The organism is Paenibacillus sp. plas6, assembly GCF_057221655.1.
The window spans coordinates 656,814-672,641 of sequence record NZ_CM170151.1; the positions used below are offsets into that span (position 1 = coordinate 656,814).

Sequence of the window (15,828 nt, forward strand, 5' to 3'; positions counted from 1 at the left end):
ATATTTTCAACTATTTCTCTTTTGAGAGTACCATTCGTTCATGTAAAAAGTCAACAATATGCATTGCCTTCATTGGCTGGGAAGGCTGGTACTTTTCGATACCTAGCTTCATCTGCAATAAACAGCCAGGATTACTTGTAAGCATATAACTTGCATGTGTTTCATCAGCATGTTCCATCTTATGCTCCAAAATTGAGTCTGCCATCTCTGGCTGAACAACGTTATAAATGCCCGCAGAACCGCAGCAACGGTCAGATTCCTTCATTTCGATAAATTGTACCCCTTCAACCTGCTTCATTAATTGGCGAGGTGCACTAGACCCCTTCATTACATTGCGCAGATGACAAGAGTCCTGATACGTGATTTTATTTTCCTGTCCATTCGTTTCATTGTGAATAAAGCGCAATTCACGGCCCTTTTGCACAAGCAAGCTGCTAATATCAATCACTCGTTTGGCAAACCAGTCAGCATCGTCTTTAAACCGCGGATCATGACTCATAAGATGATCATATTCCACCAGCAATGCTCCGCAACCGCCAGCATTCGACACAATATAATCTACATCCAGTGCCTTAAATACTTTTATATTGATTGCAGCCAGATCTCTTGCTTGTTCCATCTCGCCACTATGCGCATGCAATGCTCCGCAGCATACTTGACCTTCAGGAATATATACATCAAAACCTGCAGCAGATAACAAATCAACTGTATTCACGTTTGTGTCAGCAAACATTACATCCATAATACAGCCTCTGAACATGGCTACTTTACCAATTGCCTTACCTTTAGCTGGCACAAATGTTCCTAGTCGTTCTACAACGCCTTTGCTGCTAGCCCCGCTCGGCAATATGCCCTCTAGCTCCTGTAAATGCTTAGGGAACAGTTTCATGACGCCAGTTTTACGAGCGATTGTCTGGATACCTGACTTTTGATAAAGTGCAAGCGAACTTCCAAGGAATTTAAGACTGCTGCGCTTAGGAAATAATGTTTTAAACACGGTTTTGCGAATTAATTTCACTGGCATGCTATGTTTAGCATGCTCTTCAAGCGCTTCCTTCGTCTGCTCAATTAATTGACCATACTTCACATCAGCAGGACACGCAGGCTCACAGGCACGACAGCCAAGACATAGGTTCATCTGATCTTGAAACTGCTGATCAGGTTCCATCAGTCCGTCAACTGCTGCCTTCATCATCGCAATACGACCGCGTGGAGATGCTGGCTCCATCCCAGTCTCACGAAAGGTAGGACAAGCTGGCAAGCAAAATCCACAGCGCATACAGTTTGTAAGCTGATCATAATCTAATTTTTCCAAAAGTGTCTTAGCTAACGGATTCGTGTGCTGTATATTTGGCTTACCTAATGTATGATTGCCATTGATAGACGAAGCTTGTACTTGCTCGTTGCTGGACGAAAGTTGCTTAACACTAGCCATGCTGAATCACCACTCTTTTCTTACCATGTTTTGCGAAAATTTTATTTGGATTTAAGATGTTATTCGGATCAAATGCTGCTTTAATGCCTTTCATAACCTCGATTCCCGCTGTACCAACCTTCCATTCTAAATATGGAGCCTTCACAACACCTACACCATGCTCACCTGTAATTGTTCCACCCAGTGTAATCGCTGCATCAAAGATTTCTGCGAAAGCTTCTTCAACACGATGCACTTCCTCTTGATCACGCGCATCAGTTGTTGCCGTAGGATGCAGATTTCCGTCTCCAGCATGACCAAAGGTAGCAATATTTACGTTATGTTTTTTAGCGATGTCATTAATTTGCAAAATCATATCAGCAATTTTTGAACGCGGAACTGTCGCATCTTCGAGTATCGTTGTCGGTCTTAATCTTGCTAAAGCAGTAAAGGCACTGCGGCGCGCTGTTAGCAGTTTTTCCGCTTCTTCTGCAGTTTGTGCCATTTCAACACGATCTGCCTTTTGCAACTTACAGATTTCATAGATGCTATCAATATCACGTTCTACTACTTCAGGCTCACCGTCCTGCTCAATGATTAGAATAGCTGCCATATCACGCGGCAAACCGATTTTAGCAAAATCATCTACTACTTTAATTGTTGCATTATCTAAGATTTCAAGCGTTGCAGGTATAATTTGCTTTTTAATAATGTCGGAAACTGTACGAGCTGCTCCATAAATATCTTTATACATTGCAACCATTGTTTTCTTCGTTTTTGGTTTAGGAATAAGTTTTAAGATTGCTTCAGTAATAACTGCTAACGTTCCTTCTGAACCAACTAGCAGCTTCGTTAAATCATAACCTGCGACATCTTTAGTAAGCTTGCCGCCTGTACGAATGATTTCTCCGTTTGGCAATACCGCTGTTAAACCAAGCACATAATCCTTCGTAGTTCCATATTTTAAGCCACGTAGCCCCCCAGAGCATTCAGCAATGTTTCCGCCGATCGTTGATATTTTCATACTGCTTGGATCAGGCGGATAAAACAAACCAAGCTCCTCAACATGAGTAATAAACTGTCCTGTAATAACACCTGGCTGCACAGTCGCAGTTAAATTATCCATGTCTACCTCTAAAATACGATTCATGCGATGCATCACCATTACAATACCGCCATTTACTGGTGTCGTACCGCCGCATAAATTAGAACCCGATCCTCGAGTTATAATTGGAATTTGATTTTGATTTGCAATAGCCATAATCTTGCTTACTTGCTCAGTTGTTTCAGGATAAATTACCCCATCAGGCAATGCCTGCAGCATCGGTGTACCGTCATAGGAGTGAGCGATTAACGCTTCTTGATCCACGCGAAAATATTGGTCACCTACAATTGATTTTAATTGCTTAATGATCAGTTCGTTAAGCATATGTTGTCCTCCAATTCAAGAAAATAGAACAGGTCATCTGATGACTTTCCATTGCTTCTAGTTTAAATTTCTTGTACAGTATAGTCAAGATGATTTTATCGGGGGAGATTTTGTGCAAACGATAAAAGTAGAAACGGAAAAAGGACATGAGATTGTTAAACGCATTATTTTAGGACAAATAAAAAATGGTGAGCTAAAACCAGGAGAGCGATTACCTTCTGTCGTTGAACTTAGTAGCCAATTAGGAGTTGGCCGCTCAACATTACGTGAAGCGCTTAGTGCCTTAAAAGCAATGGGCTGGATTGAAGTAAAGCATGGCGGTGGAACATTTGTAAGCAAAATTTTACCGAGTGCACAAGAAAGTGCGCCTGATCCTTTTCAACAATCAGATAACATTCGTGAGCTGCTTGAAGTGAGAATTTGGTTGGAAAGCGGTTCATCTGCTGCTGCAGCTGAACGACGCACCGATCAGGATCTGCAAAAAATTCAAAGCATCCTGCACAAAATGGAAGAGGCTATTTTAAATAATGATCGGAAGCTGAGTGAGCTTGCAGATGTAGAATTTCATTTAGCTATAGCTGAAGCTTCTCATAATGAACTGCTTTATAACCTAATGAGTTCATTAAGCAGCAAAATGAGTGAAACGATTGGAGCAACGCGCGAGCTGCGCTTTTTTGGCGATGCCTCTTCAACAAGTCTGCTGCATAAAGAACATCAAAGTATATATGAAGCTATTAAGCAAGGCAACCGTTCACTAGCCAATGAACTCATGCTGACTCATTTGCTTAAAGTTCAGCAAACATTAAATTCTAGCTTGCAAAGTTAAGCTCTTTTTCTCTTTAAAAACGTTATGACAGAAATAGTACATTAATTAAAAATAAGCTATTGCTCATCAGCACCGTTAGTTCTGCAAACTAACTATCGTTGATGACAATAGCTTATTTTTAATTTATCCTTATTCAATTGATTAATTTACAGTTATCAACTTCTAGCTCTGTCCTGCAGTTGCCTATGCTTAGTCTGCTGTTAACACTTATGCTTTTAGCTCAACGTCCCGCTTCGCAGCAGTTTTTCTAAACTTAGCAAACAACTTATCACCGACATTGGCTTTAAGCCAAGGATTTACAAAATAGTCTCCGCCAAATTTACCAGCATTGCCTGCCGCTAACATAACGAGGAATCCTAAAAGAATCATATAAGGATTCGTGCTGACAGTACCTGCGAACATAAACATAAAGTTCATTAGTAAGCCAAAAAATGCTGCTGGTAAAGTTAATATTCCTGTAATTAGTCCTATGCCGACTAATAACTCACCCCATGGAATAATAAAGTTAATAACATCAACCATTGGCAAGGCAACATGTTCTATAAAAGCATTGTAGGTAGGGTATAACACCTCTTCTCCCTTAGCCACTGGATTGTTAATCACATTGGTTAAATATCCTGTCGCATCGAAAGTTCCAGTTGTTACTTTCCCCCATGCACTTGTTATCCATTTATAACCAAGAATAATTCGTATGATAGCTACTATAATGGCTGCGTACTTATTTTCTCGCCAAAACTTTAACATATCAATCACTCCTTGTTATTTATGACTTTAGTATATATTGTCTAATTAATAAAGTATGTGATAAAAATCACAAATATTTGTAATTTTACCATCACAATTTCAAAACAAAAAAACTTTCGCTATCTGTTTAGATAAAGCGAAAGTTTCGTGATTGCCTGGAAACTATATCATTTAAAAACGATTATTTTGGGATAGTTAGCCGAACAGTTGTGCCTTGTCCAGGAGCGGACGTAATCATTAACTTGCCTCCTATACCGTTTGCACGCTCTTCCATACTAAATAAGCCGACACCTCTTTGAGCTAGTTTGCTGCTGTCGAAGCCTACTCCATGATCGGTAATTGCAATAACAACCTCTCCTGCTTCCTCCTGAACAGAAATAATTGCTTCATCAACGTCAGCATACTTCGCAATATTCGTTAATGCTTCTTGAATTACACGATAAATGACCGTTTCCTTCTCCGAGCTAAGTCGTTGCTTTAGCTTGCCTTCCGTCTTAACTTCAATGCCGAAATGCTCTGTATATTTTTCAATATAAGTGCGAATCGCAGGCTCTACTCCTAAATCATCAAGCACCGATGGTCGAATTTGCCATGCCATGCTGCGAACATCCTGCATCATACCGCTTACTTGCTCTCGCAGTTGCTGCAATTGCTCTAGATCAGGATGATTCCCTATCACATGATCAATTTGAATCATCAATGAGAACAGACTTTGTCCAATTCCATCATGCAACTCACGAGAAATACGCTTCCGTTCCTCCTCTTGCACCTCCATGACTTTAACCATCATTTCTTTCAAGTCTTTTTCAGCTTGCTTAAGCTTCGTAACCTCATTACGAATAGCTAAATATTGGTAAGGTTTATCATTGTCATCGAGAAAAGGCACAATTGTCGTATAAACCCAATAATAAGTGCCGTCCTTTGCGCGATTTTTAATTTCACCTGTCCATATTTTTCCTGATGAAATCGTAGCCCATAAATCACGGAAATAAGATTTCGGATGGTATCCTGAATTAATAATACGATGATCTTGACCTAAAAGCTCTTCCCTACTGTATTTTGATATTTCTACAAACTTATCATTCACATAAATTATTTTGCCTCTAACGTCGGTAATCGCTACAATTGAGCTGACATTTAACGCATATTGCACATCAACAAGCTGAGTTAACCGTTGCTTTGTTAAATTATAGAGTTCCTTATCCTCCATTTGCATTTCCAAATTGATAAGCAATCTATCTATTTCATCGTATTGATTTCGCTCTGATCGATTATTATTCTTCATCAAATTGCAACAGCCCCTTTTGCAATGCATATTTAATAAGCTCAGGACGTGTTTTCAATCCTAGCTTCTCCATTAAGTTGCTTTTATGTGTTTCAACCGTCTTTACACTAATAAATAACTGCTGGGCTATTTCTTTATTTGAGTATCCTTTTGCAAGCCAGCTAAGCACTTCTCTTTCACGATCTGAAAGCTGTTGATAAGTAGAATCCTCGACAGGAGCATGCTTATTACTATGGATAAATTGACTCATTAGCTTTTTTGTTGCAGAAGGATATAGGTAAGCATCTCCTGCAGCAACAGTTATAATTGCAGAGACTAGCTCTTCATGCGGTGCATTTTTCAGGATATACCCTGATGCCCCTGCCTTAATTGCCTGAAATAAATATTGATCATCATCATGCATAGTCAAAATAAGGATATTAACCTCTGGCATAAGCTTTTTAAGTTCTGCTGAGGCAGTCATGCCATCTTTACCATGAGGCATACTTAAATCCATTAATACAACGTCTGGCTTTAATTGCTGTACACGTGCGATCGCTTCATCTCCCTCTGAAGCTTCGCCTACTACCTCTATATCATTTTTTCCGTTTAGCAGCATCGTAAGCCCAGAGCGAACAACTGCATGATCATCGCATATAAAAAGCCTAATCATCGTAACAATCCCTTCAGCAATTCTTAACTATTTATATTATAGCGTTTCATAACTCGAAAATCAGCTATAATAAGAAATTTGGAATCGATTACGATAAATTAGGCTTTAATTATTACTATTTTTCTCTAATATTAACTTATAATGCTCTATTATTTCCTGAATAAGCTGAGTGCCTGCTTGAATTTGCTCAGGTTCATAACTTCCATACTGTCGCCTGCCTATTAAAGCTACCAAAGAGCTGTCATTACTACTAATAAGCGGCCAAGCAGCGGCATGGCTTAGCTTCTCAGTCATCATAATTGCTTCATCAATCGGACGCACATAACTATTATCTCTGCGAAATTGAATGAAGCTGCCTGTTCTTAGCACTTCCCCAGTCAAACCAAGCTGCGCATGCTGTCGGATTTTTTCTGTTCGCTTGCTTATACTGCCAATGACCGTATCCCAACGAACTTTTTTAGTATCCCGCTCAACTAAACCAATTGCGGTTAAGTCGCTGTTCGTCACAACAGACAACTGAGTTAGCTTTTGCTCAATCATCATTCGCATGTTGGTAATCATAAATGATGTGCTCCTTTCTTAATTGATTCATACTATAGTTAATTTTTATCCTGAATGACTTATTCTGAATATCTTCCATTATAATGCGAGATTGTCCTCCTGTATGTCAGGGAAACCCCTTAAAAAGATGTAGGAGTTCTCCCGATATTCAAACAATCGTCGGCAATGTATAGTATAGATATGGAAACCTTTCTTGAGGAGATGACGCACTTCATGAGTATTTATTTTGATTCTAATGCTGCAAAAGTTAAGCGACCAGAAAACAAGCAACGCCCCGGCTCACTTAGTACTGCTTTCACCGATGAACAGCTTGATCTGTTAGCATCTGTCATGCACATAAAAAAATACTCTGCAGGTACTCATTTGTTCTGGGAAGGTGATGAGGCCACAGCGGTGTATTGGATTCTAAAAGGACGTGTCAAAATACGCAAATCAACTTCGGATGGCAAAGACTTATTACTATCTATCCTGCAAGCTGATGATATGATTGCCGATATTGATGCTTGGGATACAACTCATCGTTACTCCGCTGAAACGATTGACGATGTCGAAGTAGGGGTTATCCCGCGTCTTCAGCTGGAAATGCTCATGTGCAAATATGGTGATTTTGCTTACCGTTATGCAATGTGGATGGGGCTTATTCAACGTAAAACGGAATCTAAACTTCGCGATCTTCTGATGGGCGGTAAAAACGGAGCTTTAGCGTCTACGTTAATTCGTCTTTGTAACAGCTTTGGTGAATATGATGGAAATGGCATTAAGATTAATATAAAATTAACGAACAATGAGCTAGCAGAACTGGTTGGAACAACTCGTGAAGGAGTCAACCGTTTACTAGCTGCTATGAAAAAAGAAGGTATTCTTTGCAACGAAGCAAATGGCATCATTAAAGTAATCGACTTACCAGCATTAAAGGATATGGCAGGATGCCCGCTATGCCCTACTTGTCCAAAAGAAATCTGTCGCTTATAGCTAAAAACACCTGTAGTTTCGTCACTTGTGAAAAGTGCACGGCAACAACAGGTGTTTTGTTTTTGTTTAATTAATAGCGGACGATTGAGAATGAACTGTCGCAATAGTAAGCATTTGACTAATCCATTTATTTGTAAAAAACTTTGTGATTTTTAGCACATCATTATTTCGCGATTATAACTACAATAAAGCTATACAATAAAGCGCTATTATAAATGACTATTGAGATATAGTTGTAAGGGAAAGTCAAACCTTGTTTGGCTAAGCTGCTTTTCATCAAAATGAAAAGTTTCTTACTTTACATTCTTTCGATGGAAAGTTAAGGGGGAGGATTATGATGGCACTTAAGGAATCAAGACTCCAACAATTTAATAAAGATACACCTTTTGTTAACGAAGTTTTGCAACATGCTAAACAAGCATCTGAACAATATGCAAATCTGAATCAGCAACATATTGATAACATCGTGCAGAGCATGACGCTTGCAGGGATTCAACGCCATATGGAGCTTGCTAAGCTTGAATTGGAAGAAACAAAAAGAGGTGTATTTGAAGATAAGATCGTTCTTAATATGCATGCAACAGAGAGCATCTATCACGGAATTAAGTATATGAAAACTGTTGGCGAAATCGAAAATAACGAATATGAGGGCTACAAGTTAATTGCCGAGCCAATCGGCACAATTCTTTCGATTATTACGGAAACAGCACCAGTATCAAGTATTTTGTTTCAAGCACTGATTGCTGTAAAAACAAGAAACCCGATTATATTTGTTTTTCGAAAAGAAGCGCTGAAAAGCAGTGTTGAAGCAGTACAGACTGTACGGGATGCAGCCATTTTAGCAGATGCTCCGAATTATGCATTGCAATGGCTTGATCATCATACCTACTCTGAAATTTTGGCATGTATGTCGCATCCTGATATTGCCTTAGTCATTTCGAATGGTGATGAAGCTGTTGCCCATACTGCGAAGCAACTAGGTAAAGCAACGATAAGTGTAGCTTATGGCAACACTCCTTGCTACATTGATGCATCGGCTGATTTAAAACAGGCCATCACAGATATTATATTGTCTAAAAATTTCGATAATGGAATGATGTTTACTGCCGAACAAGCACTTATTATTCACGATAAGCTTTATGATCAAGCGGTTCGCATGTTAGATGTGCTAGGCTGTTACGTATTAGATGAAGCTGAATGTAAACATGTAGCAATTCAGTTATTCAACGAACAAGGTGCTTTACGAACAAGCTATATCGGAAAATCTGCTAGCGAGCTGGCAGCAGCTGCTGGAATAGAAATTGCTGCAGATTCGAAGCTAATCATAGCACCGCAAAGTGAGATTAGTGAGAAAAATCCGTTATCGCGAATTAAACCAGCTCCGATACTGGCACTTTACCGTGCTGACGATGCTGAACATGCAATTCATCTTGCCGAACAGTTGTTGCAACTCGGCTCAGTTAAACATACTGCAGTGATTCATAGCCATGACGAGGATGTTATCGAGCGTTTTTCTCAGCAATTGCAAGCTAATCGCCTAACCATCAACGCTCCTTCGATTGAATCAGTGTTAAGCTTCCGCGATAAGGAACATCTCCCATTCGCTGCCTTAGGCTATCAATCGTCGCTAGCACCACAACATCTGAACAGCGAGCTGCTTCATATTAAAAAAGTGGCAAATCGCAACGTTGAAATGCAGTGGTTTAAAATACCGCCGAAGCTGTATTTCTCAGCTGGAGCAACACAGTATTTAAGCAAAATGCCTGATATTAACCGTGTGATGATTGTGACCGATCATAATATGGAAAGGCTTGGTTACGTTGAAAAAGTGCAATATTACTTGCATCAGCGTACAAAACCAGTACAAATTGATATATTTGCTCAAGTGAAAGAAGAACCAACGATAGACTTAGTTATGCAAGGCAGCAATCGAATGCATGCCTTCCAGCCAGATTGTATCGTGGCACTTGGCGGCGGTTCAGTTATCGATGCAGCTAAAGCGATGTGGTTATTTTATGAAAGCCCAGAAACCAACTTCGATACGATTAAAATGAAATTTTTGAATATTCGCAATCGTGTCTACAAATATCCGCATCTCGGTAAACGTGCAAAGCTAGTAGCGATTCCGACAACATCAGGAACTGGCTCAGAAGTAACGTCTTTTGCAACCATTACAGATACAAGTAAAGGTCAGTCCAAATATCCACTTGCCGATTATGAGCTGACACCAGATGTAGCAATAATTGATGCTGAATACACAGCAACCTTGGAGCCATCAATTATTGCCGATACAGGAATGGATGTTTTGACTCATGCAATCGAAGCTTACGTTTCCATTATGGCAAATGATTTTAGCGATGGACTTGCAATTAAAGCAATTCAGCTTGTCTTAGAAAATTTGGAGAAATCTTATGCAGTAGCAGATCCAATTGCTCGTGAAAAAATGCATAACGCTTCGACGATCGCAGGCATGGCATTTTCCAATGCATTCTTAGGTATTTGCCATAGTCTCTCTCACAAATTCAGTGCAGAGTTTGGCTTGCCGCACGGTCGAGCAAATGCGATCTTGCTGCCACATATTATTCGCTATAATTCATCGCGACCGACGAAGTTTCAAAGCTTCGCTAATTATAAACATTTCCAAGCGGATGTACGCTACGCAGAAATTGCTAGACTTGCAGGCTTACCTGCTTACACCTCCACTGAAGGAGTTAACAGCTTAATCTCTTGCGTACGCGGACTTAATCGCTCGCTTGGAATTCCCGAAAGCTTTCAAGAAGCTGGTATTTCTGCTACCTGCTTTGAGTCAAAGGTTAATTATTTAGCAGAACGAGCATTTGAAGATCAATATACCAATTACAACCCGAGGTTACCTCTTGTCTCCGAGCTCGCCGAGTTATATCGACAAGCATTTTATGGAGATTTCAAATAAATAAAGAGGATTTTATTCGCTACAATTCTATTTATTTTATTAAGTGAATCGAGGAGGAGTCACCATGAGTACAGTACAAACCGTTCACACCAACGGAGCACATCGTATGTTTAAGCAAGGAGATTGGAATTCTACAATTGATGTAAGAGATTTTATTATCCGTAACGTAACTCCTTATTATGGCGATGAGTCTTTTCTAGCTGCTGCAACTGAGGCGACGAATAAACTATGGGATCGCATTAGCGAGTTGTCTCGTGAAGAACGCCAGCGTGGTGGTGTATGGGATGTAGATACAACTACCCCATCTACCATTACTTCACACGCTCCTGGTTACATTGACAAAGAACTAGAAAAAATTGTTGGTGTGCAGACAGATGCTCCATTCAAGCGTTCAGTTCAACCTTTCGGTGGAATTAAAATGGTAGTTGATGCCTGCAAAGCCTATGGCTATGAGGTTCCACAGGAACTTGTTGACTTATTTACAACGATTCGTAAAACACATAACCAAGGGGTATTTGATGCTTATACTCCAGAAATGAGATTAGCTCGTAAATCTGCTATTATTACAGGTCTTCCTGATGCTTACGGTCGCGGTAGAATTATTGGCGACTATCGTCGAGTCGCATTATATGGCGTTGATCGTCTAATTGCAGAAAAAGAAAAAGACAAAGCATTAACTGAAAACATGCCAATGACAGATGAAGTGATTCGTGAACGTGAAGAGCATACTGAGCAAATTCGTGCTCTGCAAGAATTAAAACAAATGGCTGCATCCTATGGCTATGACATTAGCCGTCCTGCAGAAAATGCACAGGAAGCAATTCAATGGTTATACTTCGCTTACCTTGGTGCGATTAAAGAACAAAACGGTGCAGCGATGAGTATTGGTCGTATTTCAACTTTCCTAGATATCTATATTGAGCGTGATATTCAGGAAGGAACGCTTACTGAAGAACAGGCGCAAGAGCTATTCGATCATTTCGTGATGAAGCTTCGTATTGTTAAATTTTTACGCACACCAGATTACAATGAACTATTCTCTGGTGACCCTACTTGGGTAACAGAATCTATTGGCGGTATTTCCAATGATGGTACGCCACTAGTAACAAAATCTTCCTTCCGTATTCTGCATACGCTCTATACGTTAGGACCATCTCCAGAGCCAAACTTAACCGTTTTATGGTCTAATCAATTACCAGAGGCATTTAAAAAATATTGTTCAAAAGTTTCCATTGAAACGAGCTCAATTCAATATGAAAATGATGATTTGATGCGACCAATCTACGGTGACGATTACGGTATCGCCTGCTGCGTATCTGCAATGAGAATCGGTAAACAAATGCAATTCTTCGGCGCACGTGCTAACTTAGCTAAAGCATTGCTGTATGCTATTAATGGCGGGGTTGATGAAAAACTTAACGTGAAAGTTTATCCTAAGGAATTACCTGCTTTAACCAATGGAGTACTTGATTATGATCAAGTTATGGAAAACTTCGAAGCGGTAACAGAATGGCTTGCTGAGCTGTATATTAATACACTTAACGTCATTCACTACATGCATGATAAATACTGCTACGAACGTTTGGAATTTGCTTTACATGATCGTGAAATTTTACGCACAATGGCATGTGGTATTGCGGGTCTATCTGTCGTAACAGACAGCTTAAGTGCAATTAAATATGCAAAAGTATATCCAATTACTAATGAACATGGTGTTGCAGTTGATTTCCGCATCGAAGGCGAATTCCCGCAATACGGTAACAATGATGACCGCGTAGATTCTATCGCAGTTGCAATCGTTGAAAACTTCATGAAAAAACTGAAAAAACATAAAACGTATCGCAACTCTATTGCTACGCAATCTGTATTAACAATTACATCTAACGTTGTATACGGTAAAAAGACAGGTACAACTCCAGATGGCCGCAAAGCTGGAGAACCATTTGCTCCAGGAGCTAACCCAATGCACGGTCGTGACCGCAAAGGCGCTCTAGCTTCCTTGACAAGTGTCGCAAAATTACCATATGAGCATGCGCTGGATGGTATTAGTAATACGTTCTCTATCGTTGGCAAAGCTTTAGGTAAAGACTTGACTAGTCAACAAAGCAACTTAACTGCGCTGCTTGATACCTATATGGGACAAAATGCTCATCATCTTAACGTTAACGTATTCGATCGTGAAACATTAATCGATGCTATGGAGCACCCAGAGCTTTATCCGCAGCTAACTGTTCGTGTATCTGGTTATGCCGTCAACTTCATCAAGCTGACGAAGGAGCAGCAGCTTGAAGTTATTAGTCGAACTTTCCATGGTGCAATGTAATGTTCACCAAACTTGAGCCACAAGCTCAAATCCAGCATGATTCACAGGCCAAAGGACGGATCCACTCCTTCGAGTCATTTGGCACGGTCGATGGACCTGGTATTCGCTTTGTACTCTTTATGCAAGGATGTGCTCTACGCTGCCAGTTTTGTCATAACCCTGATACGTGGGATACTTCAACTGGTAAAGTAATGACTGTTGATGAAGTAATTGCTGAAATCGAGCCCTTTATCCCGTACTACCGAGCTTCTGGTGGAGGGGTTACTATTTCTGGCGGAGAGCCGTCCTTGCAAGCCCCCTTTATTGCAGCACTTGGGCGTGAGCTAAAGCGACGTCACCAGTTACACTTAGCAATCGACTCTTCAGGGTTTTGTGATGGCGAGCATTTGCAAGCGACAGGCTTACTTGAAGTGCTTGATCTCGTATTGCTTGATCTTAAAATGATTGACGAAGCCAAGCACAAACAGCTAACAACTCAATCGAATGAGCGTATATTACGAACTGCACAATTTTATAGCAATCACGGCATTAAGCTATGGATTAGACATGTTGTTATCCCTGGAGTTACTACAGATAAGGAAGATGTTGATCTACTTGCGGCGAAAATTCGTACATTGCAAACAGTTGAAAAGGTTGAACTTCTTCCTTATCATGAAATGGGCAAATACAAATGGCAACAGCTCGGCTTAACTTACGAGCTTGAGCATGTTAAGCCTCCAACCCAAGAACAGCTGCTAGCTTTTCAGCAACAATTACAGCAGCAGTTAGACGTACCTGTGCTATGTTAATCATTTAAGCAAGCTGCCTTAACTTAAAAAGATGTTCAGTAAGTCAGTTTAGACTGAACCTACTGAACATCTTTTTGATGTAAATGCCATAAAACCATCATCTATAAATTAAAGTAGCGACAGTTACGGTATGCAATTACCATAAACTGTCGCTATAAAAGTTAAGTTAAGCTAATTTTGAGTTGCGAACTTAGCAAGGATCTGCCGAAGGATTTCCTGCATCAGTTGCAGTGCGGAAGCTTGAACCGCAGCCGCAAGTTACTGTAGCATTTGGATTTTCAATTGTGAAACCGCCAGACATTGCCGATTCCTTGTAATCAATAATTAGACCACGAAGATATTTAATACTATCTTGGTCAACAACAACTTTTAATCCTTGAATATCAAAAACATTATCGCCTTCAAGCTGTTCATCATCAAATCCCATACCGTAAGAAAAACCGCTGCATCCGCCTTCTTTTACACCAATACGTAAAAACAAGTCTGGATTATTCTCCTCTTCCAGCATCTCGCCAATTTTTTCAGCAGCTAGATCAGTTATTGTAATCATCTTATTCCCTCCAGTCTATTACAATCTCAAAATGAGATCTCGGCTTACTTTTCTATAGCTTTAGTATACTCCTCTCCGTATTGAAGCTCAATAGCAACGACGAACTGTACCTGACTAAAAAGCTGTGAAAGTCGTTCATTACAAGAAATTGGCATTACTCTATTTACGTTTTTATGCAAATAAAAGATAAGAAACGCTCATTCTAAATAAGCAACCAATTCACTTGATGCGATAATGAGCTTTATGAATGGAGATGATGGCATGAAAAAAAATCTCGTTGTGTTAGGTGGTGGATATGGCGGATTAGCAATTATTAATGAGCTGCTTCATAAGGGACTTCCTGATAATATTCATATTACTTTAATTGATCGTCAGCCTTTTCAAGGGCTTAAGACTGAATATTATGCGTTAGCGGCTGGTACATCCTCAGATTCATAGCTTAGAGTTCCCTTTCCAAAATCTCCTGAAGTAAGCATCGTATTAGGAGAAATCCAATCCTTTGATCAGGTTAAAAAGCTCGTTTTTGTTGAAGGTCATGATCCGATTTCTTATGATTATTTAGTCATTGGTCTAGGTTGTACCGATCATTATCATGGTGTACAAGGTGCTGAACAGTATACCTACAGCATACAAACCTTTCAGGCTGCTCGTAGAGCTTATACTGCCCTTAACAACGTTTCTCCCTATGGTACAGTAACGATTGTTGGAGGTGGACTAAGCGGAGTTGAGCTAGCATCAGAGCTGCGCGAAAGTCGCGGAGATCTCAATATTTCTTTAATCAACCGCGGTCCTCATTTACTTGGCGGTTTTCCTGAAGGGATTCAAAATTATGTTGCGGAATGGCTAATTGAGCATCAGGTGGATTTACTTTTACAAACGCAGATTTCTTCCATTGAGCAAAATAAACTTTTTGTGCAAGGTACAAATAATGTGATTCATACTAATATCACTTTATGGACCGCAGGAATTCAGCCAGTATCGCTCGTACAAAAGCTAAATGCGAAAAAAGACGCCAGTGGGCGTCTAGTTCTTAATCAGCACTATCAGTTGCCTAATGATCCGGCCGTTTTTGTTGTTGGAGATTGCGCTTCCTTACCGTTTGCACCTAGCGCCCAAGCTGCTGGCATTCAAGGCGAGCATATAGCTCATATATTGCTTGCCATTTGGCGCAATAAACCAATTCCTACGGAAACGATAAAGCTTCGTGGCACACTGGGCGCATTAGGTAAACATAACGGCTTTGGTGTTATGGGCTCTGTTTCGATAAAAGGCCGCGTGCCTAGATTAATAAAAAGCGGCATTCTATGGCGTTCAAAACACCTTTAATTGCTTTCAACAAATAAATGGAAAAA

At 40.1% G+C, this 15,828-nt stretch carries 12 protein-coding genes and 1 pseudogene; 6 read left to right on the forward strand and 7 right to left on the reverse strand.

Going from position 1 to position 15,828, the window contains the following annotated elements; genetic code table 11:
- Window positions 1-10 precede the first annotated feature (10 nt).
- Together AC2TDL_RS03050 and AC2TDL_RS03055 are read right to left on the reverse strand one after the other, a co-directional pair.
- Window positions 11-1,435, reverse strand: a complete 1,425-nt coding sequence (locus AC2TDL_RS03050) for a (Fe-S)-binding protein (protein ID WP_484698699.1) — start codon at window positions 1,433-1,435, stop codon at window positions 11-13.
- Window positions 1,428-2,843, reverse strand: coding sequence for an FAD-binding oxidoreductase (locus AC2TDL_RS03055; RefSeq protein ID WP_484698701.1), 1,416 nt, complete (start codon window positions 2,841-2,843; stop codon window positions 1,428-1,430). Before AC2TDL_RS03055 ends, AC2TDL_RS03050 begins: the two co-directional genes overlap by 8 nt.
- A 112-nt stretch (window positions 2,844-2,955) precedes the next feature.
- Here AC2TDL_RS03055 and AC2TDL_RS03060 point away from each other — a divergent pair, with 112 nt between their 5' ends.
- Entirely contained in the window at window positions 2,956-3,669 is a 714-nt protein-coding gene (locus AC2TDL_RS03060; RefSeq protein ID WP_484698703.1) for a FadR/GntR family transcriptional regulator, read from the forward strand.
- Window positions 3,670-3,876: 207 nt separating this feature from the next.
- On the opposite strand, the gene AC2TDL_RS03065 is transcribed toward AC2TDL_RS03060, so the two are convergent.
- The 4 genes from AC2TDL_RS03065 to AC2TDL_RS03080 all read right to left on the reverse strand — a co-directional run bounded on the left by AC2TDL_RS03065 (window position 3,877) and on the right by AC2TDL_RS03080 (window position 6,911).
- A complete protein-coding gene (locus AC2TDL_RS03065) occupies window positions 3,877-4,413 on the reverse strand; it encodes a DoxX family membrane protein (protein ID WP_484698705.1) in 537 nt (178 codons plus the stop codon).
- A gap of 181 nt (window positions 4,414-4,594) precedes the next feature.
- Window positions 4,595-5,698: a PAS domain-containing sensor histidine kinase gene (locus tag AC2TDL_RS03070; RefSeq protein WP_484698707.1), complete on the reverse strand. Its 1,104-nt coding sequence runs from the start codon at window positions 5,696-5,698 to the stop codon at window positions 4,595-4,597.
- Window positions 5,688-6,350 carry a response regulator transcription factor gene (locus AC2TDL_RS03075; protein WP_484698709.1) on the reverse strand — a complete coding sequence of 221 codons (663 nt, stop codon included), beginning with the start codon at window positions 6,348-6,350 and terminating at the stop codon, window positions 5,688-5,690. The genes AC2TDL_RS03070 and AC2TDL_RS03075 overlap by 11 nt, the downstream gene beginning before the upstream one ends.
- A 105-nt stretch (window positions 6,351-6,455) precedes the next feature.
- Window positions 6,456-6,911, reverse strand: coding sequence for a peptidoglycan recognition protein family protein (locus AC2TDL_RS03080; RefSeq protein WP_484698711.1), 456 nt, complete (start codon window positions 6,909-6,911; stop codon window positions 6,456-6,458).
- Between the two features lie 213 nt (window positions 6,912-7,124).
- Between AC2TDL_RS03080 and AC2TDL_RS03085 the strand changes: the two genes are divergently transcribed.
- The 4 genes from AC2TDL_RS03085 (at window position 7,125) to pflA (ending at window position 13,926) form a co-directional block, all read left to right on the forward strand.
- Window positions 7,125-7,883, forward strand: coding sequence for a Crp/Fnr family transcriptional regulator (locus AC2TDL_RS03085; protein WP_484698713.1), 759 nt, complete (start codon window positions 7,125-7,127; stop codon window positions 7,881-7,883).
- Window positions 7,884-8,217: 334 nt separating this feature from the next.
- Window positions 8,218-10,815: a bifunctional acetaldehyde-CoA/alcohol dehydrogenase gene (adhE, locus tag AC2TDL_RS03090; protein WP_484698714.1), complete on the forward strand. Its 2,598-nt coding sequence runs from the start codon at window positions 8,218-8,220 to the stop codon at window positions 10,813-10,815.
- 64 nt (window positions 10,816-10,879) lie between these two features.
- Entirely contained in the window at window positions 10,880-13,138 is a 2,259-nt protein-coding gene (gene pflB / locus AC2TDL_RS03095) for a formate C-acetyltransferase (protein WP_484698716.1), read from the forward strand.
- Window positions 13,138-13,926 (forward strand): pyruvate formate-lyase-activating protein, encoded by a 789-nt coding sequence (gene pflA / locus AC2TDL_RS03100; protein ID WP_484698718.1) that lies wholly within the window; start codon window positions 13,138-13,140, stop codon window positions 13,924-13,926. Before pflB ends, pflA begins: the two co-directional genes overlap by 1 nt.
- Before the next feature lie 190 nt (window positions 13,927-14,116).
- On the opposite strand, the gene erpA is transcribed toward pflA, so the two are convergent.
- Window positions 14,117-14,476 (reverse strand): iron-sulfur cluster insertion protein ErpA, encoded by a 360-nt coding sequence (erpA, locus tag AC2TDL_RS03105; RefSeq protein ID WP_484698720.1) that lies wholly within the window; start codon window positions 14,474-14,476, stop codon window positions 14,117-14,119.
- A gap of 261 nt (window positions 14,477-14,737) precedes the next feature.
- Here erpA and AC2TDL_RS03110 point away from each other — a divergent pair.
- A pseudogene (locus AC2TDL_RS03110) lies at window positions 14,738-15,802 on the forward strand (NAD(P)/FAD-dependent oxidoreductase).
- The last annotated feature ends 26 nt before the right edge of the window (window positions 15,803-15,828 follow it).